General features: G+C 67.6%; 18 protein-coding genes, 1 pseudogene and 1 riboswitch. Of the genes and pseudogenes, 6 read left to right on the top strand and 13 right to left on the bottom strand.

Annotated features, from left to right (window positions below):
* Window positions 1-33 precede the first annotated feature (33 nt).
* From AC3IR9_RS00830 to pnuC, 3 genes are all read left to right on the top strand, one after another.
* Window positions 34-1,170, top strand: coding sequence for a phosphotransferase enzyme family protein (locus AC3IR9_RS00830; RefSeq protein WP_489293402.1), 1,137 nt, complete (start codon window positions 34-36; stop codon window positions 1,168-1,170).
* Between the two features lie 39 nt (window positions 1,171-1,209).
* A riboswitch (TPP riboswitch) is annotated at window positions 1,210-1,304 on the top strand.
* 67 nt (window positions 1,305-1,371) lie between these two features.
* The gene (locus AC3IR9_RS00825) at window positions 1,372-3,540 is read left to right on the top strand and encodes a TonB-dependent siderophore receptor (RefSeq protein WP_489293400.1); all 2,169 of its coding nucleotides are present in this window, start codon (window positions 1,372-1,374) and stop codon (window positions 3,538-3,540) included.
* Window positions 3,537-4,136: a nicotinamide riboside transporter PnuC gene (pnuC, locus tag AC3IR9_RS00820; protein WP_489293398.1), complete on the top strand. Its 600-nt coding sequence runs from the start codon at window positions 3,537-3,539 to the stop codon at window positions 4,134-4,136. The genes AC3IR9_RS00825 and pnuC overlap by 4 nt, the downstream gene beginning before the upstream one ends.
* A gap of 15 nt (window positions 4,137-4,151) precedes the next feature.
* On the opposite strand, the gene AC3IR9_RS00815 is transcribed toward pnuC, so the two are convergent.
* Entirely contained in the window at window positions 4,152-6,230 is a 2,079-nt protein-coding gene (locus tag AC3IR9_RS00815; protein WP_489295949.1) for a phosphocholine-specific phospholipase C, read from the bottom strand.
* Window positions 6,231-6,286: 56 nt separating this feature from the next.
* Entirely contained in the window at window positions 6,287-8,653 is a 2,367-nt protein-coding gene (locus AC3IR9_RS00810) for a TonB-dependent receptor (protein WP_489293396.1), read from the bottom strand.
* Window positions 8,654-8,882: 229 nt separating this feature from the next.
* Between AC3IR9_RS00810 and AC3IR9_RS00805 the strand changes: the two genes are divergently transcribed.
* Together AC3IR9_RS00805 and AC3IR9_RS00800 are read left to right on the top strand one after the other, a co-directional pair.
* Entirely contained in the window at window positions 8,883-9,353 is a 471-nt protein-coding gene (locus tag AC3IR9_RS00805) for a helix-turn-helix domain-containing protein (protein ID WP_489293394.1), read from the top strand.
* Window positions 9,353-9,763 carry a VOC family protein gene (locus AC3IR9_RS00800; RefSeq protein ID WP_489293393.1) on the top strand — a complete coding sequence of 137 codons (411 nt, stop codon included), beginning with the start codon at window positions 9,353-9,355 and terminating at the stop codon, window positions 9,761-9,763. The genes AC3IR9_RS00805 and AC3IR9_RS00800 overlap by 1 nt, the downstream gene beginning before the upstream one ends.
* 22 nt (window positions 9,764-9,785) lie before the next feature.
* Here the strand turns inward: AC3IR9_RS00800 and AC3IR9_RS00795 are convergent, their stop codons facing one another.
* The 6 genes and pseudogenes from AC3IR9_RS00795 to AC3IR9_RS00770 all read right to left on the bottom strand — a co-directional run.
* Window positions 9,786-12,863 (bottom strand): efflux RND transporter permease subunit, encoded by a 3,078-nt coding sequence (locus AC3IR9_RS00795; protein WP_489293391.1) that lies wholly within the window; start codon window positions 12,861-12,863, stop codon window positions 9,786-9,788.
* Entirely contained in the window at window positions 12,860-13,960 is a 1,101-nt protein-coding gene (locus AC3IR9_RS00790) for an efflux RND transporter periplasmic adaptor subunit (RefSeq protein WP_489293389.1), read from the bottom strand. The genes AC3IR9_RS00795 and AC3IR9_RS00790 overlap by 4 nt, the downstream gene beginning before the upstream one ends.
* Before the next feature lie 49 nt (window positions 13,961-14,009).
* A complete protein-coding gene (locus AC3IR9_RS00785; RefSeq protein WP_489293388.1) occupies window positions 14,010-14,642 on the bottom strand; it encodes a TetR/AcrR family transcriptional regulator C-terminal domain-containing protein in 633 nt (210 codons plus the stop codon).
* A 199-nt stretch (window positions 14,643-14,841) separates the two neighbouring features.
* Window positions 14,842-15,309, bottom strand: a complete 468-nt coding sequence (locus AC3IR9_RS00780; protein ID WP_489293386.1) for a hypothetical protein — start codon at window positions 15,307-15,309, stop codon at window positions 14,842-14,844.
* A 72-nt stretch (window positions 15,310-15,381) separates the two neighbouring features.
* Window positions 15,382-15,945: a tetratricopeptide repeat protein gene (locus tag AC3IR9_RS00775; protein WP_489293384.1), complete on the bottom strand. Its 564-nt coding sequence runs from the start codon at window positions 15,943-15,945 to the stop codon at window positions 15,382-15,384.
* A gap of 85 nt (window positions 15,946-16,030) precedes the next feature.
* Window positions 16,031-16,213 (bottom strand): annotated as a pseudogene (locus tag AC3IR9_RS00770) (integrase core domain-containing protein); the annotation flags it as partial.
* Window positions 16,214-16,375: 162 nt separating this feature from the next.
* Between AC3IR9_RS00770 and AC3IR9_RS00765 the strand changes: the two are divergent.
* Window positions 16,376-16,948 (top strand): OmpO family porin, encoded by a 573-nt coding sequence (locus AC3IR9_RS00765; protein WP_489293382.1) that lies wholly within the window; start codon window positions 16,376-16,378, stop codon window positions 16,946-16,948.
* Between the two features lie 180 nt (window positions 16,949-17,128).
* Here AC3IR9_RS00765 and AC3IR9_RS00760 read toward each other — a convergent pair whose 3' ends face one another.
* The 5 genes from AC3IR9_RS00760 to AC3IR9_RS00740 form a co-directional block, all read right to left on the bottom strand.
* Window positions 17,129-18,154, bottom strand: a complete 1,026-nt coding sequence (locus tag AC3IR9_RS00760) for an NAD(P)H-dependent glycerol-3-phosphate dehydrogenase (RefSeq protein ID WP_489293380.1) — start codon at window positions 18,152-18,154, stop codon at window positions 17,129-17,131.
* 20 nt (window positions 18,155-18,174) lie between these two features.
* Complete coding sequence (gene secB / locus AC3IR9_RS00755; protein WP_489293378.1) at window positions 18,175-18,690, bottom strand: protein-export chaperone SecB; 516 nt, start codon at window positions 18,688-18,690, stop codon at window positions 18,175-18,177.
* Window positions 18,691-18,795: 105 nt separating this feature from the next.
* The gene (locus AC3IR9_RS00750; RefSeq protein WP_489293377.1) at window positions 18,796-19,233 is read right to left on the bottom strand and encodes a rhodanese-like domain-containing protein; all 438 of its coding nucleotides are present in this window, start codon (window positions 19,231-19,233) and stop codon (window positions 18,796-18,798) included.
* Between the two features lie 79 nt (window positions 19,234-19,312).
* Window positions 19,313-19,747 carry a hypothetical protein gene (locus AC3IR9_RS00745; protein WP_489293376.1) on the bottom strand — a complete coding sequence of 145 codons (435 nt, stop codon included), beginning with the start codon at window positions 19,745-19,747 and terminating at the stop codon, window positions 19,313-19,315.
* Window positions 19,748-19,777: 30 nt separating this feature from the next.
* Window positions 19,778-20,248 (bottom strand): YiiD C-terminal domain-containing protein, encoded by a 471-nt coding sequence (locus AC3IR9_RS00740; RefSeq protein ID WP_489293375.1) that lies wholly within the window; start codon window positions 20,246-20,248, stop codon window positions 19,778-19,780.
* Window positions 20,249-20,251: the final 3 nt, after the last annotated feature.

Raw genomic sequence — 20,251 nt, 5'->3', positions numbered from 1 at the left:
CGGCGCCGCACCGCATGTCCCGATCCCCTTGCCATGACCCACACTCCCCACCGCGTCCAAGGCCTCAACAACGATGCGGTGGCCGCCGATTGGCCGCCGATCAGCGCAGCTGAAATCGCCTGGTTGCAGACCCGATACCCGCCGTTGGGCGGCCACTGCCAGCTGCTCTGGCACAGCCCGCGCCCGTTGTCGGCCGCTGCGATCGTGGCCACGGCCCAGGGCACGTTCTTCCTCAAGCGCCACCATCGCAGCGTGCGCGATGCCACCGGCCTGAGCGAAGAGCATCGTTTCATGGCCCACCTGGCGGCGGCCGGCGTGCCGGTGGTAACGGTGCTGCCCGACCACGCCGGCCAGCGCGCGGTGCAACACGGCCAGTGGACCTATGAACTGCATACCGTCGGCGCCGGCCAGGATGTTTACCGCGAGGCACATTCGTGGACCCACGCCACCGACGTGGCGCACGCGCACCACGCCGGGCGCATGCTCGCCACGCTGCACCAGGCCGCGGCGTCCTACACGGCGCCCCAGCGCAGTACCCACCTGCTGGTGGCCCGCGACGACCTGATCCGCGCTGCCGATCCGGTCGCCCTGCTGACCGGCCAGCTGGCCCAACGCCCGGGACTGGCGCAGTACCTGGCGCGCACCGCCTGGCAGGACGAGCTGCATCGCATCGTGCTGCCCTGGCATGCCGGGCTGGCCGGGCGCCTGCAGGCCGAACCCCGGCTGTGGGCCCACAACGACTGGCATGTGTCCAATCTGCTGTGGCGCGGCGACGGTGACGCGGCAGCGGTGGCAACCGTGCTCGACTTCGGCCTGGCCTCGCCCACCAGCGCGCTGTTCGACCTGGCCACGGCGATCGAACGCAACGCCATCGCCTGGCTGGACGTGGCGCACGGCGAAGAGGCGGTGCGCGTGGACATCGCACTCGCCCTGCTCGACGGCTACCGGCAGGTGCTGCCGCTGTCGGCCGAGCGGGTGCAGCTGCTGGCTGACCTGCTGCCGGTGGTGCACCTCGACTTCGCCCTGTCCGAGGTGGACTATTTTGAAGGGATCACCCACTCCAGCGCGAACGCGGACGTGGCCTACCGGACCTTCCTGCTGGGCCACACGCAGTGGTTCGGCAGCCCGCACGGGCAGCGCCTGCTGGCCGCCCTGCACGCGGCGGCCTGAGCGTTGCCGAGCGGATCCCCGCCGTTTGTGGTGAAATAGCCGCTGAAGCGGGGGTGCCTGGATAACCAGGCTGAGAGAGTCCCTTGGAACCTGATCCGGTTTGCACCGGCGTAGGGAGCTTTGAGCAGCGGGCACACCTCCTTCATGGGCAGGTGCGCGCGTGCGCCGTCGCTTCGTCTCCCCCTGCTGATGACGAATCGTATGAACCGCTGCCTGCGCCCCACCCTGCTCGCCCTTGCCCTGTGCACCGCGTTGCCGCTGCATGCCCGTGACACCCCCGCGGAAGTGCCGGACCGTTCCCCCACCGAGCTTGCCGCCGTCCGCGTGCAGGCCCGGCAGGACAGCGCGACGCCCTCCCAGAGCACCAGTTTCGGCGTGGGCGACTGGAAAAGCACGCCGGCCTCGATGAACGTGCTCGACCGCCAGCTGCTGGATACCCGCCAGGTGCGCACGCTCTCCGAACTGGCCCGCAACGATGCCTCGCTCGGCGACAGTTATGCCCCGGAGGGGTATTACCAGAACATCGCGATCCGCGGCTTCGCGCTGGACACCGCCACCGGCTACCGCTTCAACGGCCTGAGCATCGCCGGCGAACAACGCCTGGCGCTGGAAAACATCCAGCAGGTGGAGGTGCTCAAGGGCGAGGCCGGGCTGGCCGCCGGGGTGATGGCGCCGGGCGGCATCATCAACTACGTGGGCAAGCGCCCGGCCGAGGTGCGCAACCTCACCCTGGGCACCGATTCGGAAGGCTCGCGCTACGCCGCCGTCGATGTCGGCCACTGGCTGACGCCGCGCATCGGGGTGCGCTTCAACGCCGCCTGGGATGCCAGCGATTCGTACATCGACAACGCCGACGGCCGCCGCAACTTCTACTCCCTGGCCACCGACTGGCTGATCGGCGAGCACGGCAAGCTTGAGGTGGACGCCAACTACCAGACCAGCGCGCAGCGCTCGGCGTCGGGCTACCAGCTGCTGGGGGCCACCGTACTGCCGCGCCAGGTGCGCCGTTCGCGCATGCTCGGCCACCAGCCGTGGCAGCAGCCGGTGGGCATCGACAGCACCAACATCACCGCACTGCACACCTACGATTTCAGTCCCCGCTGGCAGTCGCGGGTATCGGCCAGCCACAGCCGCACGGTGATCGACGACAACGTCGCCTTCGCCTATGGCTGCTACTACGCCGCCGGCTGCGCCGATGGCAGCGTGCCGGGCAACTATTTCGCGCCCAACGGCGACTACGACATCTACGACTACCGCAGCCCCGACGACACCCGTCGCAACCAGGAAGTGCGCGCCGAGCTGCGCGGCAGCTTCACCACCGGCGCGGTCGACCACCAGCTGAGCGTGGGCGCCGATGGCTTCCGGCGTACCGTGGACAAGCGCCTGAACGTCAACGAGTACGTGGGCACGGCCAACATCTACGATGCGCAGGTGCCGGCATTCGCGCCGTCGCCGCTGGTGCCCGGCGCATCCGCGCGCCGCCTGGACAGCCGCCAGGACGCGCTGTTCGTGCTGGACCGCATCGGCCTGGGCGAGTGGGAATGGCTGGCCGGCGGCCGCTTCGTGCGCCTGGACGAACGCGCCTATGACAAGCGTGGCACTCCCGAGCGCCGCAGCCGCCTGTCGCGGTTCCTGCCGCAGACCGCGCTGATGTGGAAGGCCACCGACAGCGTCACCGCCTACGCCAGTTACGTGCGCGGCATTTCGCTGGGCCAGGAGGCGCCGTTCTGGACCTCCAACGACGGTGCCTACCTGCCGCCGGTGCAATCGCGCCAGCTCGAAATGGGCGTGAAGTACGCCCGCGGCGATGCATGGACCCTGGGCGCGGCGCTGTTCCGCACCGGCCAGCCGTTCCAGTACGCCAAGCCCGATGACAGCGACGCCGGCTACACCTTCGTGCAGGAAGGCCAGCAGACCCATACCGGGCTGGAGCTGACCGCCAACGGCCAGCTCTCCGACGCATTGCGGATCACCGCCAGCGCCAGCGTGCTGCAGGCCCGCGCGCGCAACGCCGGCACGGCCGCCTACGACGGCCACCAGCTGGTCAACGTGCCCAAGGCGCGTGCGGCGGTACACGTGGATTACCAGCTGCCGTTCGCGACCGGCCTGGCGGTTACCGGCGGCTGGCGCTATGCCTCTTCCAATGCCGCCACGGTGGATGGCAGCGTGCGCGTGCCCAGCTACCACGTGGTCGATGCCGGGCTGCGCTTCCAGCAGCAGCTGCGCGACCGCGCGGTGACCTGGAACCTGTCGGTGGACAACGTGTTCAACCGGTTTTACTGGCGCGATACCGGCAGCAGCTATGGCGACTACTACCTGTTCGCCGGCGCACCGCGGCAGGCGCGCCTGTCGGTGACGTTCGCGCTATGAACCCGGCCGTCCTGGAATGGTCGGCGGTGGCCTGCAGCATCCTAGGCGTGTGGCTGATGGCCCGGCGGCGGATGCTCGCCTGGCCGGTCGGCCTGGTGTCGGTGGCGCTGTATGCGCTGGTGTTCGCCGAGGCCCGGCTGTACTCGGACACGCTGCTGCAGGTGGTGTTCGGCGGCTTCCTGGTCTATGGCTGGGCCAGCTGGCGCCGGCACGCGCAGCAGGACGGGCAGATCGTCATCGCGCCGCTGTCGCGCACCCGCCTGCTGCGTGACGTGGGCATCGGCGTGCTGTTCGGCATCGCGCTGGGCGCGGCCATGCACACCTACACCAACGCCGCGCTGCCGTGGCTGGATGCCATGCTGGCCGCGCTCAGCCTGGTGGCGCAGTGGTGGCAGGCGCGCCGCCACGTTGCCACGTGGTGGCTGTGGATCCTGGTGGACGTGGTCTACGTGGGCATGTACGTGGTCAAGTCGCTCACCGTGACCGCCGCGCTGTACGTGGTGTTCGTGGGGCTGGCGGTGATGGGGTTGCGGGCGTGGACGGCAGCCGGCAGGACCGGCACCACCGCCCTTGACGGCATTCAGCCGCGCACATGACCGGTTCGCGCCCGGTCAGCCCGGTTCAATGCGCATCGGCTCGGCCCCCATCGCCGGGTCGGTGCTGCCCGGGCGGCCATCTTCGACGCGACCGGCCAGGCGCTGCGACGCACCGGGCTGCTGCAGCCGAAGGTCGTACCAGCCTGCGGTGGGCACGGCATCCCACAGGATCTCCACGCTGCCCTGGGCGGCCAGCTGCAACTGGCGCTCCGGCATTTTGCCGGCGTAGGCGCCAGCGCTGACGGTGACCGCCTGTGCGGTATGCGCCGGGTTGTGCAGGCGCAGGCGCAGGCCGGCATCGGAGCGATCCACCCGCGCGACCAGCGGCACAACAGCACCGGCAGCGCCCTGATAGCGGCGATGGAAGCCATTGGGCCCGAGCAGCCAGAGGTCGTAACCGTGGGTGGCATCCAGCGTCCAGCGCCCTTCCAGTGGCGTCCCTGGCAGCAGCGTGTAGCGGCGCGGGATCGCCTGCAGCTGCAGGCAGTCATAGACCTGCAGCACCGCCGGGGCGCCTTCGCAGCCCAGCGTGAGCTGCACGCTGCCGGCCACCACGGCGACCGTGGCCTGCGGGTGGTAGGGCAGCGCGCGTGCCGGGCGCACGCCGGGTTCCTGCTGCGCCAGCAACTGCGCCTCCGGCCGGGTCGGCAGCGTGCGCCCGGGCAATGCCGCCGCACGCGCGGCGGTGTCGGCGGTGGGCGGCAGCGAGGCGATGAAGGGGCGGTGGTCGCTGTGGGTGAAGTCGAACGCGCCGGTGAGATCACCGCAGACCGCGCGCCGCCACGGCGACAGGTCCGGTGCGGCGACACCGAAGCGACGTTCGATCAAGCGGATCACCGAGGTGTGGTCGTACACCTGCGAATCGACCCAGCCACCGCGACTCCACGGCGAAATCACGTACAGCGGGACGCGCGGACCCAGCCCGTAGGGGCGGCCGCGCAGCGCGAGCGGGTCGGCTTTTTCATTGCCCGGCGAGGGCAGCTGATGGTATTCGCCCTCGGTGGATACCGACGACGCACCGGCCAGCCCGCCAGCGGCGGATGGATCGCGCGATGGCGGTGCCGGTGGCGGCATGTGGTCGAAGAAGCCGTCGTTTTCATCGAACATCAGCAGCAGCGCGGTACGGCTCCAGACCTGCGGGTCGGCGGTCAGCGCATCCAGCACGCGCGCGGTATACGCCGCCCCCTGCGCCGGGCTGGACGGCCCGGGATGCTCGCTGCCGGCAGCATCGGCGATGATGAAACTGACCTGCGGCAGCTGCCCCTTGAGCACGTCCTCGCGCAGCTGCGCCAAGCCGCGCGTACTGACCCCGCGTTCGCGCAACGCGGCATCGTGGCCGGGTGCGCCACGCCATGCCTGGCGGAACGGCTGGAACCCGGCCAGCGGGTTGTCGGTGAAGTTGTCGGCCATGTCCTGGTAGATGCGCCAGTCCACGCCGGCCTGCTGCAGGCGCTCGACGTAGGTGGTCCAGGTGTACGACGCGGGATGCCCGCCCAGCTCGGGGAAATTGTCATGCGAGTTGGCCACCGCCGGGCCGCCGCCACCGGCGAGCGGATCGTTGTGCCCGCTCCACAGGAACAGCCGGTTGGGATTGGTGCCGGCCTGCATCGCGCAGTGGTAGGCATCGCACACGGTGAAGGCATCGGCCAGCGCGAACTGGAACGGCATGTCAGCGCGGCCGAAATAGCCCATCGCGTGGTCCTGCTTGGCCGCCGGCCAGTGCGCCATGCGCCCGTGGTCCCAGGCCCGCTGCGCATCCGGCCAGGTGTGCGGGGTGCCCTCCACGCGCATGTGGCCGAAGTGCGCGGCGGTATCCAGTGCGAACGGCGCGATGGTCCCGGTACCGGCCGCATTGGGCTGCAGCCACAGCGTGCGCGGCGGCTGGCCCGGGCCAAGCGGCGCGGCCGGTGCAACGAAGCGATCACCGAAGCCGCGCACGCCGGCCAGCGTGCCGAAGTAATGGTCGAACGACCGGTTCTCCTGCATGAACACCACGATGTGCTGCACATCGTCCAGGCTGCGGCTACGCGCATCCGGCGCGATCGCGGCCGCCCGGGCGATGCTCGGCAGCAGCGCGGCGAAGCCGCCGGCCATGCCGGCCTGCAGCAACCGGCGGCGTCCAGGGTCCGCTACGCGCCGGCGCTCATCGCTCACAGGTCGACCCGTACCGAGAAGCCCAGCGTGCGCGGCGCGCCGATGAAGGCCGCGTTGCTGCCGTCCACGCCGGCCAGGTACTTGCGATCAGTGAGGTTGCTGACCACCAGGTTCGCACCCACCCCCTTCAGCTTGGGCGACAGCTGCTGCAGGTCGAAGCCGATATTGGCGTTGAACACCGTGGCCGACGGCAGCCGCGCGCTGTTGGCGGCATTGAGGTAGCGCTCGCCCAGGTAGCGTCCGGACACACCGAAGTTCCAGCGTTCGCCCTGCCAGTCGGCCGATACCACCAGGGTGTGGCGCGGCTGGCCGATCACCTGCGCACCGTCGACGATGCCCAGTTCGGTATCGCGCGCGACATTGCCACTGCCCAGGTACTTGGACCGGTTGTAGGTATAGGCCCCGTTGAGGCGCCAGCCGCTGTCCCAGCCATAGCCCAGCGCGGCTTCCACGCCGTTGCTTTCCACGCCACCGAAGTTCTCGTAGACGCCGTCGGTTTCGTCCAGGTAGTCGATGCCGTCGGCCAGGCGCGCCGGCAGGTAGACGATGCGGTTGTCGAACTTGATGTTGTACACGGTGATCGCGCCGGTCAACGGCCAGCGGCTGATGCGCAGGCCCAGCTCGATGTTGTCGGCCGTTTCCGGCTCGACCCGGGCAAAGCGCTGCGCATCGGTTTCACCGAGAACCCCGGACGGGATCGCGGCGAAGTTCTGCGAGTAGCCACCGAACAGCTCCAGCCCATCCACCGGCAAGGTCCAGGTCGCGCCCGCCGACAGCAGTGGATCGGAGCGGGAATCGGAGCGCACGTTTTCGGCCGAACCGATCACGCGGGTGCGCTTCTGGTCGACGAAGAACTGCTTGACGCCCACGCGCGCGCTGAACGGTCCGATGCGGGCGACGTCTTCCACGTAGTACATCTGCTCGTCGGTCTTGTAGCGGTCTTCGAACTGCACCCAGTACGGGCGGTGGTCGAAGGCGATGTCGGTGCCCACGTTGAGCAGGCGGTGCCAGTCGCGGCGCACGCTGCGCTTGTACTGCTCCACCCAGACGCCGGCACGCACGCTGTTGTCGACCTCGCCCAGGGTCTGCTTCCACTCCATGTCGGCGGTAAAGCCGGCACGGTCGTTGTCGTAGTGCGAATGCCGGTAGGACTGCACGCCCTGCACCCCGGCGGCATAGCAGTTCGGATCGTATTCGGCGCTGAAGCCCGCGCGCGGCGTGCAGCCGGCACGCATCTGCGCGGCGCTGCCATCGGGATTGACGAAATAGAACTGGCCCAGCGCACTGCCGCCGTAGACGGTATCGCCACCGCGGTACTCCGATTCGGGCTGGCCGGGGCCATCGGCGCGGGCCTGCACCAGGTACGGCGGCAACCAGTCGCCGCGGCCTTCCATGCGGTGCGCATAGCCGGTCAGCGACAGCTTGAAACCGTTGCCGCTGTCGAACGCCCCCCGCAGGTAGCCAAAGGTGTTCTCGCGCAGCGCGCGCGAGCCGGAACGGTAGTTCTGGTCCAGGTACGGAATGCCAGTCAGGGTGCCGGTCAGTCCATCGCGGTTGGGATTGATCGCGAACGCTTCTGGGGTCACGCTGGTGTACTCCGGCTCGTCGGCATCGTTGTACGACGCGTAGCCGCTCAGTGTCCAGCGGTCCAGCTCGGTGATGAATTTGGCAGCCAGGTTGTCGTTGCTGACATGGCCGCTGCCGTCGATCCAGTCGTTGACCCGCGCCGAGGACGCGCTGACCCAGGCGCGGGTGTGTCCGCCGAGCAGGCCGGTGTCGTAGCGCACGTAGTATTTTCGGGCGTCGTGGTCGCCACCGCCGGCCACCATGCGCAGCCGGCTTTCGGCCAGCGGGTCGCTGGTGAGGAAGTTGAGCGTGCCACCCAGCGCTTCGTTGGACCGCGAGGAAATGTCCGCCGTGCCCTGGCTCACTTCCACCGTTTCCAGGTCCAGGGTATCGATGAAGCGGTTGGCCATCGAACCGCCGCCATAGCCGGAGCCGCCATTGGGCAGGCCATCGATGGTGGTGCCGATCTGCTGGGTATCGCGGTTGGTGACAAAGCCCCGCATGCTGATCTGCGTGCCCCACACCGACGAACCGGTGGCATCGGCCTCGCTGACCACCACGCCGGGCAACTCGTTGAGCGCATCGTTGACGCTGCTCAGAATCTGCTGGCGGTTGAGCGCTTGCTGGCTGACGGTGGTCTTGGCGTAGCTGGTGGCCTGGCCGATCACCTGCACCTGGTCGAGGGTGCGCGCATCGTCGGCGGGGGCTGGGGCGGTGTCAGCCGCCATCGCCTGCACGGCGGTGCCGAGCAGCAGGGCGAGCAGGGAAATACGAGGGCAAGGGCCAGAGGCGCGCATCGGTCAGGGGGGGTAGTGGGCGACCGGCGGAGTATCGACATCGCCGGTGACTTCCCCATGACATCGGGCTTGCATTCCGTGTACGCGGCAATGCCCGGCGCGCGCGCTACCCTGCACGTGGCACCTGCGTGGCAATCGCGCGACACTGCGCGGAATGACGCGAGACGCTGCGGAAGCTGGCCGCACCACCGGGCCCGAGGGCGCAGGCGAACCATCAGACGAGGGTGCGATGAACCAGAGTCCAGCGCTGTTGCGACGATTGCTGCGCGCCAAGGACCGCATGGACCAGGCGCCGCACGAGGCCTGGCCGATCCAGCGGCTGGCGCAGGTGAGCGCGGTATCGACGGCCTATTTCGCCCGGCAGTTCAAGCTGGCCTTCGGACTGCCACCGCATCGCTACCTGCTCACGCGTCGCATCGAGCGTGCCATCGCCCTGTGCCGGGATACCGCGCTGCCCATTACCGAGATCGCCTACCAGACCGGCTGGAGCAGCCTGGGCACGTTCGGGCGCATCTTCCATGACATCACCGGCTGCAGTCCGGGCGAGCTGCGCGCCCGCACACTGCCCCTGTCACCGGCTCCGGCACCGGAGTGCCTGGCACGGGCGTCCGGCCGGCCGGACCTGGGCAGCGCAGTTTCGGAGAAGCGGCGGCGAAAGGCGGCTGCTACAAAGCAACCTCACACGACGGAGGTTCCCTGATGGACGGTATCAATGTAGTTGGCCTGTACGTGCGCGACCAGGACGAGGCACTGGCGTTCTACGTAGAAAAGCTCGGTTTCCAGCTGCATACCGACGTGGGCAACGGCGACTACCGCTGGCTGACGGTGCAGTACCCCGACCAGCCCGGTGTCCAGCTCGGCCTGTTCCGGCCCGGCCCGCCGGTCCACGATGCCGCCACGGCGCAGGCGCTGGATGCGCTGGTCGCCAAGGGCGCCATGCCGCCACTGGTGTTGCGCGTGGCCGACTGCCGGGCCACCCATCAACGCCTGAGCGCGCTCGGCGTGGAGTTCATGCAGGCCCCGGTGGACCGCTACGGCAGCGTGGATGCCGGTTTTCGCGATCCCTCCGGCAACGGCTGGAAGATGATCCAGCCGCCGCAGGAGCCGTGAGGCCATGCCCTGCGGCAGCACGCTATGGGGTGCCCTCACCCACCGGATGCGACGAACGGCGGCGGAACCGGCGTGACAGCCACTCGCCCAGGTCATCGACCACGGTGAAAGCGGCCGGGATCACGATCAGGCTGAGCAGCGTGGAGGTGATCAGCCCGCCGATCACGGCGATCGCCATCGGCGCGCGGAAGCTCGAGTCGCCCGCGAAACCGAGCGCGATCGGCATCATGCCCGCGCCCATCGCCAGGGTCGTCATGATGATCGGCTGCGCGCGCTTGCGGCACGCATCGACCAGCGCGTCGTGCTGGCTCATGCCGTGTTCGTCCTCGGCGATCACCGCGTAGTCCACCAGCAGGATGGAGTTCTTGGTGGCGATGCCGATCAGCATCAGCAGGCCGATCAGCGCCGGCAGCGAGAGCATGTTCTGGGTGATCAACAGCGCACCGAACGCGCCGCCGGCACACAACGGCACGGCCGCCAGAATGGTCACCGGCATCAGCGCATGGTTGAACAACAGCAACAGCACCATGTAGATGCAGACCAGGCCGGCCGCCATGGCCAGCATGAAACCGATGAACAGTTCGACGAACACCTCGGCGTCGCCGGTGTTGAGGAAACTCACGCCCGGCGGCAGCTGCGTGACGCTGGGCAGGGCCTGCACCTGGGTCATCACCTCGCCCAGCGGGCGGCCGTTGAGTTCGGCGGTGAGGGTGACGTTGCGCTGGCGCTGGTAACGCGAAATCTGCGACGGGCCACTGCCGGCGCGGATCTCGGCCACGGCAGCCAGTGGCACCGGCCCGTAGCGGCCGGGGACGCGCAACTGCCCGATCAATGCCGGGTTGGCCAGCGCGGCCTCGGCGAAGCCGACCCGGATCGGCACCTGGCGGTCGGGCAGGTTGAGCTTGGCCAGGCGTTGTTCGTAGTCGCCGGCGGTGGCAATGCGCGCCGCTTCGGCGATATCGGCCGTGGCCACGCCGAGGTCGGCCGCGCGCGCCGCATTGGGCACGATCTGTACTTCCGGCCGCAGCAGCGAGGCGGTGGAGGTGACGCTGCCCAGCCCCTGGATGCCGCGCAGGTCGCGTTCCAGCGCGGTGGAGGCCTCCTGCAGGCGCTGCGGGTCGTCACCGGAGAGCACCAGCTGCAGCAGGTTGCCCGGCTCGGAGCTGACGTAGCTCACGCGCACGCCGGGCAGGTTGGCCAGGCGGTGCCGGGCATCGCGCTCCAGCACGCGCTGGTCGCGGTCGCGGGTGTCGGTGGTGCCCCAGTCGAGCACCAGCGTCGCCTTGCGCGCCTCGCCCACGCCGGTGGCGCTGGGGTCGCCCAGGTCGAGCACGCTGCCGACCGCGGTGTAGACCTGCTTCAGTTCGGGAATGTCCTTGAGCAGTCCGCGCGCATGTTCGGCCACCGCCACCGTCTCCTGCAGGCGCGTGCCTGGCGGCAGCTCGAGGTTGAGGTTGCTGCGGCCCAGGTCGGACTGCGGAATGAACGTGGCCGGGATGAAGGGCACCAGCGCCAGCGACGCCACGAACAGGCCGGTGGCCAGCCACAGCGTGCGGCCGCGGTGGCGCAGCGCCGCATCCACCCAGCCCAGGTACCAGGTCATCAGCCGCGACTCCGGCGGCTCCTCGCCGTGCGGCTTGAGCAGGTAGGCGGCCATCATCGGGGTGAGCAGGCGCGCCACCAGCAGCGAGAACAGCACCGCCGTGGCGGCGGTCCAGCCGAACTCGCGGAAGAACTTGCCGGCAATGCCGGGCATGAACGCCACCGGCACGAACACCGCCGCCAGGGTCAGCGAGGTGGCGATCACCGCGTTGCCGATTTCGCCGGCCGCCTCGCGCGCCGCTTCCAGCGGCGGCTTGCCCATGCGCAGGTGGCGCACGATGTTTTCGATTTCCACGATCGCATCGTCGACCAGAATGCCGACCACCACCGACAACGCCAGCAAGGTGATCATGTTCAGGGTGAAACCGAAGAAGTACATCACCGCAAAAGTGGGGATGATCGACAGGGGCAGTGCCAGTGCCGAGACCCAGGTGGCGCGCCAGTCGCGCAGGAACAGCCATACCACCAGCAACGCCAGCAGCGCGCCCTCCCACAGCATGGTCATCGAGGAATCGTAGGAGCGGTGGGTCTCGTCGATCGCGGTGGTGACCAGGCGGAAGTCGATGCTGGGATGGCTCGCCTTGAGCTGGTCGAGCGCGGCGTGCACGCCCGCCTCCACCTTGACCTCGCTGGAGCCGCGCGTGCGCGACATTGAGAACGCGACCACGTCCTTGCCGTCCAGCAACGCCGCTTCGGTCGGGTCGGCCGCGCCATCGGTGACCGTGGCCAGGGTGGACAGCCGCACCCCGCGTCCGTCCGGCAAGGCAATGGAGTAGTCGCGCAGCGCCTGCGCGTCGCCCACGGTGCCCAGCGTGCGGATGGTCTGCTGCGCGCCGTCGATCTCGGCCTTGCCACCGGCGCGCTCCACCTGGATGCGTGCCAGCTGCTGGGACACATTGCCGGCGGTGATGCCCATGGCAATCAGTGCGTTCGGGTCCAGGTCCACGCGGATCTGGCGCTGCACGCCACCCACGCGGGTGACCCGGGCCACGCCCGGCACGCCATACATCGCGCGGGCGATGTCACGGTCGACAAACCAGCTGGCTTCGTCGGCGGTCATGTGCGGGGCGACCAGCGCATAGGTCATCAGCGAGCCGCCGATATCGACCTTGGAGATCACCGGCTCCTGGATGTCCTGCGGCAGGTCGGTGCGGATGCGGGTGACCGCATCGCGGGTGTCGTCCAGCGCGGTCGCCAGGTCTGCTTCCAGCTGGAACTCGATGGTGGTGGTGCTCACCCCTTCGCTGACCGAGGAGATCACCCGCTTGACGTTGTTGACCGTGGCCACCGAGTCCTCGACCTTGCGGGTGACCTCGGCCTCCAGCTGGCTGGGCGATGCGCCGGGCTGGGTCACCGTCACCGTGGTCATCGGGAAGGCGATGTCGGGGAAGCGCGCCACCGGCAGCTTGTAGAACCCCCACAGGCCGGCCACGCACAGCACGAAGAACACCAGCAGCGCAGGCAACGGGCGTTTGATCGCCCAGGCGGAGATATTCATCGGGCGGCGGCCTTGGCATCGGCCACCACGCGCACGCGGTCGCCCTCACCGAGGAACCCGGCGCCGTCCACCACTACGCGATCACCCACTTTCAGGCCGTCGAGGATCGCGGTGCGGCCCTGTGCGGCCTGGCCGGTGCGGACACGATGGCGGGTGGCCTGCTGTTTGTCGTTCACGCTGAACACGTAGCTGTGGCCATCGCGCTGCACGATCGCCGCAGTCGGAATGGTGAGCACCTGGCCATCGCCGGTGACGATGCGGCCTTCCACGAAGATGCCCGGCTTGAGCGGTCCCGGCGTGGGCAGGTCGGCATAGAGGGTGCCGGTGCGCGTCTGCGCATCCACCCCGGGGGTGACCGCGCGGATGCGGCCGCTGATCACCGCACCGGCATAGGGCAGTTCGACGGTGTTGCCCACCACCACGTCAGCCAGCTGATCCTCGGGCAGTTCGGCGCGCCATTCCAGGCGGCCGTCGCGGATCAACCGCAACAACTCGCTGCCGGCGGACACCACCTGGCCCGGCTGCACCAGCCGCTTGGAGATCACCCCATCGGCCGGTGCACGCAGGTCGGCGAAATCGCGACGCAGCTTGGCCGCGTCACGCGCCGCACGTGCGGTGGCGGTCTGCGCTTCGGCATTGATGCGCGATGCACGCAACTCGTCCAGGCTGCTGGCACTGATCAACTGCTGCGCGGCCAGCTTTTCGCTGCGCTGGTAGTTCAGCCGTGCCAGTTCCTGCGAAGCCTGTGCCTGCCGCAGCGATGCATCGGCCTGGGCCAGTTCACTGTCCAGGGTGCGGTGGTCCAGCTGCAGCAGCACCTGGCCCTGCTTGACCCACTGGCCCACGTCGACCGGCAGCGCGGTCACCCGTTGGCCGCTGATCTCCACGCCCAGCTGCATTTCCTCATAGGCGGTGACCGGGCCGGACACCAGCACCGTGCGCGCCATCGCCTGCTGCAGCGCTGGGGCCAGCGAGACCGGCAGCGCCGAGCTGTCGGCGCTGGCATCTGCCGACGCCTTGTCATCGTTGCCACCGCAGGCCGCCAGCAGCGCCGCGATCAGGATCAGGGAGGTGAATCGAAAGAGTGGCGCGCGCATCGGTGAGCTTCCGGGTGGGAGCAGCAGGAACAGGAGGGAATGTCGCAGGTCAGGCAGCGCGGGCCAGGCGCAGTTCGATGCCATCGAGCATCAGGCCCAGGCCCTGCTCGAAGCGGGTGTCCAGATCGACCTCGCTCCAGACATCACGGGCCTGCCAGCAATGCGGGAAGCGCTGCTCGGCCAGGGCCATGAACGCCTCACCGAGCGCGGCCATGCTGCCGTCGCCGGGCCAGGACTGCTCTTCGATGACAAAGCCCATCGCGTAGTACACCAGGTCCATCGCGGTGGTCGCGGCAAAGCGCACCGGCGCACCGGCCCCGACCAGCGCGGCGATGCTGGCCTCGCCCACCCGCAGCACGTTCTCGGTGGCCAGGAAGGTGCCCGCATAGACGCGTGCGCCATCGCGGTGCGCCTTGAAGGCGTGGCGGAACTCGCGGGCGATCTGCAGCAGGGTCTGCCGCCAGGGCTGGCCGTCGGGAATGTCCCGGGCGACCTCCCCGATCATGGCATCGGCCATGGCATCGATCAGCGCCTGCTTGCTGTTGAAGTGCCAGTACAGCGATGGCGCACGGATGCCCAGCGAGCAGGCCACCTTGCGCAGGGTGACCCCTTCCAGGCCGGCCTCGTCGAGGATCCGGAAGGCGGCCTCGACGATGTTCTCGCGGGCAATGGGTGGGCGCACGGGGATCTACCTAACGGTGTTAGGGGGTGAATCTAACAGTGTTAGGTTGGGGACGGCAAGGAGGAGGTATCGCCTGCGGTACGAAACGATCTGGACGCCGAGGATTGGGGGGCGGGATCCAAGGCGGAATGCCTGGCTGCTCCGCAGGTCATCAACGGTGCATTCAGCGCACGAAGGCCCCCCGCAGCGTCAGGAAGCGCTACCTGCATAAGGCGGGCGTCTTTCCCTGCCAAACCGGTGGCGACGACACCAGCGTTTCATCTGCACTGCCCATAGAGCTGAGCTGACCATCGAGATAGGTCGCACGTACCTTCCCCTTTTCCCTGCGCAGTACGATGGAATCCGACTTTCCGGCCGCCAGCACGACAACGTTGCCACGGCGCTTGATCTTCATGAGCTCAGGAGCAAGGGGGCCACCCTCGTATCTCTGCACGAGCACATAGCCACCGTCTGCCTCACTGACAAATGACAGCTCCAATCCAAGTAGATCTCCCGAATCGGCATGCCTGCATACATTGGAATAGGTGCCCGTGAATCTCTGGCCGTTGTCGGCAAACACTGCACCAGGCAGCAGCAGACCCAGTGCCAGAACAACAGAAGAAAACAACCTGACCATACCCTGCTCCCCATGCCTCAGTGCACGAACCTGACGGCCTGCCTCGTTCATCAGTGCTCCGCGGAGCACTGGCCAAAGAAGTGCCATTATTTTCAGCACTCCACCCCATCACAAACACATCAGTCAAAACTGATACCGAGCTTGCACGCCGATGGCCAGCGCAATCCACGGACCAAGAATGATTCTTGCGCAATCCATGAGAAGCGCACGGAAGCTTTGTCCCACTGCACGGGACACCCTGGAGTAACCAAAGAATCCAGCAAACCTTCCGTGCATCGCAGCCTTGAAGAAGTAACGCCTGGCCTTTTCAGGGTCCATGGGGTCGCACTCCTCGAAGTAGTGTCCATAGCCTAAAACAGTCTCGGGGCTTACCTCGTACGTCGCGGACTGGTCAAGGAATCGATACGCTTCGGTGTATCTTTTGCGCCTCAGGCAGACACGGGCCAGACTCAGGTAAGTTGTGGCGCCTGGTGCCAGCAATGCCGCTTGTCGATAGCTATCCATGGCTTTAGCAAGATCAACCTGGACCTCATCACCACCGTCCTCATGGATCATCCCGCTGCACATATAGCCATCGATACGGCTCTCGTCCTCACTCGACGCAATCAGCGACTCCGCAAGGGCCAGCGCTTTCCCCGCCGCTCCCTTCTCAAGTAGTCGGACTGCCAGGTTGAAATCGGAACTCACCCTTCTCATGGACTTGGGAACTCCCTCGACGTCCCCGCCCTGGGTAGCCGTCATGTTTAGCGTGCAGTGCTGATGTTATCTGTCTTCGCCGCCAGCTTTCGATGCTAGTTCGGGCATGAAGCAATGTCGGGAACCCGTGCTCCTTGAGGCATTCATCGCGTAGCCGGCCGTTGAAGGACTCGACGTATGGATCTGGTTCCGCTGGCCCGGCTCGATTGCCCGGCTCGATCAGACGCAGGGCAATTCCCTTTTCGTGAGCCCGCACAACCGAGTTCCCTGAACGGGGGCTTCATTCATGCACCGGTCAGTTCAATATTCAGGGTCGATTAGAGCGCGTAACGGATAATTCACACCTGTCGACCGCCCCTTCTCTCCCCCTCCCAAGGGGGGCGGTCGGCAAAACCAAAAATAATTAAAGGTGTGTCCCGATATGAAGACTTCCCTGCTTGCTCTGGGTTTGCTCGCTGCGCTGCCGTTCGCTGCTTCGGCTACCGACGGTCTGTCGTACAACTATGTCGAAGGCGGCTACGTGAAGACCGATGCCAAGGGTGGCGACGCTGACGGTTGGGCCGTGAAGGGCTCGGTCGCCGTGGCGCCGAACTTCCATGTCTTTGGCGATTACAACTCGCAGGAAACCAAGCGTGGCAGCAACGACGTCGACCAGTGGAAGGTCGGTGTGGGCTACAACTACGGTATCGCCCCGACCACCGACCTGGTGGCACGCGTTGCCTACCAGAAGTTCGATCCGAAGCACGGCCTGGACTTCAACGGCTACTCGACCGAAGTGGGCGTGCGCACCGCGTTCACCCCGAACTTCGAAGGCTACGCAATGGCCGGTTACGAAGATTTCGGCAAGAAGCACGGCATCAACCCGGACGGCGAGTTCTACGGCCGCGTCGGCGCCCAGGCCAAGCTCAACCAGAACTGGGGCCTGGCTGGCGAAGTGAAGCTGGCCAAGGGTGGCGACAAGGAATGGTTCGTCGGCCCGCGCTTCACCTGGTAACTGGTACGACGGTAATACGCAACACGCAAGATGCAGTTGGATGGCGCGTGACCTCTCTCCCGCGCGCCATTGAAGCCCGGCTCTGCCGGGCTTCACCTTATCTGGCCGCAACCTCGTCGGTGCGCCACGCAAAAACCCGGCCTCGTGCCGGGTTTTTGCGTTTGGCCGGGTTTTCGTGGATTACTTGAACAGCGTGTCCGGGTATTCCGGTTTCTGCTCGCGTGCCAGCAGGGCACGCAGGCCCTCTTCGGGCGTCTGCTCACCGTGCAATACCGCGCGCACCCGCTCGGAAATCGGCAGGTCGATGCCGTGACGACGGGCCTGGCGCATGACTTCATCGGCGGTCTGCACCGATTCCACCACCTGGCCGATCTCACGCACCGCGTCCTGCAGGCTCTGGCCACGTCCCAGCGCCAGGCCCAGCCGCCGGTTGCGCGACAGGTCGCCGGTGCAGGTCAGCACCAGGTCGCCCAGCCCGGCAAGGCCCATCAACGTTTCCGGCTTGGCACCAATGGCCGCGGCCAGCCGCAGCATTTCGTTGAGGCCACGGGTGATCAGGCCGGCACGGGCATTGAGGCCCAGCTGCATGCCATCGGCCACGCCGGTCGCCACTGCCAGCACGTTCTTCATCGCACCGCCGAGCTCGGCACCGACCATGTCATCGCCGGTATAGGCGCGGAAGGCAGGGCCATGCATGGCGTCGGCCACCTGCTGGGCGAACTCCGGCGCGTCACCGTGCACGGTGATCGCCGTCGGCAGGCCCTGGGTGACTTCCTTGGCGAACGACGGGCCGGTCACCACCGCCAGCGGCACGTCCGGCCCGAGGACCTCGCGTGCGACTTCATGCAGGAAACGGCCGGACCCGGGCTCGAAGCCTTTGGTTGCCCAGGCCACGCCGGCATGCGCCGGACGCAGCGGCGCCAGCGCGCGCACGGTTTCACCAAAGGCGTGCGACGGCACCACCACCAGGATCCAGGTCGCGCCGCTGACTGCGGCGGCAAGATCGGTAGTGGCGCGCAGCGATGCGGGCAACGGAATGCCCGGCAGGTAACGGGTGTTCTCGTGGCGCTGGTCGATGGCCTCGACCATCGCCACATCACGCCCCCACAGCACGGTCTGGTGACCGTGCCGGGCGAGCAGGCTGGCCAGCGCCGTGCCCCAGGAGCCAGCGCCGAGAACCGCGATTTTTTCTGCGTGGGTACTCATCGCAACGACAGCAGCGCCGATCAGGCGTTGCCGACCGGCTCGGAATCGGCGAGCGAGGTTTCGCCCTGATCCTGGCGCTGGCGCAGGGTTTCGGCGTACAGGCCTTCAAAGTTGATCGGCTGCAGGAAGAACGGCGGGAAGCCGCCGGCCTGGATCAGCTCGCTGATCAGCGAACGCACGTACGGGAACAGGATGTTCGGGCACTGGGTGCCGAGCAGCACGTCGATCGACTGCGGGTCCAGGCCGACCAGGCCGAACACGCCGGCCTGCTGCACTTCGGCCACGTAGGCGGTCTTGTCGCCGGCCTTGCAGGTCAGGGTGACGGCCAGGACCACTTCAAAGGCGTTCTCGCCCAGGCGCTGCACGCGCTGGTTGAGGTTGAGCTGCAGTTCCGGCTGCACCGCGTCGTTGAACACGGCCGGGGCGTTCGGCGATTCGAAGGACACGTCCTTGACGTAGATCTTCTCGACGGTGAACGAGGGGCCGGTGGCGGCGTCTGCCGGCGCAACGGCGCCGTTGGTGGTCTCTTCGGACATTTCCTGTAGCTCCAGAAATTAAGTGCAATAAGTTGGATTGTTACATGCCCTGCTATGCGGGCGTGTGGCACCGCGCACAAGGCGCGCGGTGCAATCCGGGCAAAATCAGTTGCGGCCTTTGACCAGCGGCAACTCGGCCTGCTGCCAGGCGGGAATGCCGCCATCGAGCACGTTGACCTGCTCGAAACCGGCCTTCTTCAACGCCTTGGCGGCGGTCTCCGAGGCGGTGCCGGTCCGGCACACCAGTACCACCGGGCTCTGCCTGGCGTTGGCCACCAGCTTGTGCTCCGGGCCGAACTGGCTCGCCTGCACGTTGCGGCTGCCGGCGATATGGCCCTTTTCAAAGTCACTGCTGGAGGACAGGTCGACCACGACAGCGCCACCGGCGTTCATCAGGTGGGTCAGTTCGGCCGGCTTGAGCGACTTGAAGCCACGGAACAGGCGACGGACTTCGGTGACGATGATGGCCACGGTCAGGCCGACCAGGGCCATGGACAACATCGGGTTTCGGCCGGCGAAGGCCAGCAACTCTTCGTAATTCACTCAGATCACGGGTCGATAAGCGGGCGCCGATTGTCGCACATGCAGGCGAAGCGGCGTCCAGCCCCGCCCGGCGCGGTTTTCAGAGCTCCTGCCAGAGATCCGGCAGCCCATTGGCCTGGAGCCAGCGCTTGCCCTCCACGTCCCAGCGCCAGATTTCCTTGACCCGCATCGTGCGCTCGGACTGGGTGTTGTTGTTGATCACCCGCACTTCGGCGTTGCGACCCACCCGGCCATCGGGCATCGGCACGTTGTCCCCGGCGCGATAGCTGGAGATCTTCACCTGCTCGAACCGGCGCAGCTCCAGGTCGGTCAGCGGGTGCAGCTTGGCGTACTCCGGGTCCAGGTACGGCAGCGCGTCCTCCACGGTGCCCCAGCGCAGGGTCGAGTCGTACTTGACCTGGGTTTCTTCCAGTTCCTTGCGCTGCTTCTTGGTGATTTTCTGATCGGCGGCCAAGGCCGTCACGCTGGCCAGCGCCAGCAGGCTCAGCAGCAGGATCTGTAACGTACGGCGCATGCGAATTCCCCAATCGGCAAGGGCCACATCCTACCGCCTTGCGAAGGCGACGAAGCGACCGGTCAGTTCAGCGGCCGGCTTGCCGGCGGCACCGGGCTGCCGGGCGACCAGCCCGATGCGGGCCTTGCCACGCTGGGCGAAGGTGGCCAGGAAGCCGTCCCAGTCGGCCTCGTCGCTGGCCTGCGCCCGGGCGTGCAGGTCCTCATAGACCGGCGCCAGGTAGCGCACGTGGCTGTCGGCGACGTAAACGTCGGCGTCGAACCCGGCCAGGCGCAGGCGCAGCGTCACCAGGGCCCAGCCGGACAGGGTCAGCGCGGAGGCCAGGCTGCCGCCGAAGGCATTGCCCTTGTCGTTGACGTTGGCGGCCAGCGGCGCGCGCAGGTCGAGCACGCCATCGGCGTAGGACTCGACTCGGATCTGCATGGCCGCCACCGGCGGCATGCGGTCCAGCACGTGCTGCAGTTGCGCCAGCTGCGCCGGCAGGAATTCAGGAGTGGACATCGA

The sequence above is a fragment of the Stenotrophomonas sp. GL_101 genome (genome assembly GCF_057835675.1).
This window is presented reverse-complemented; position numbering and strand designations above follow the sequence as displayed.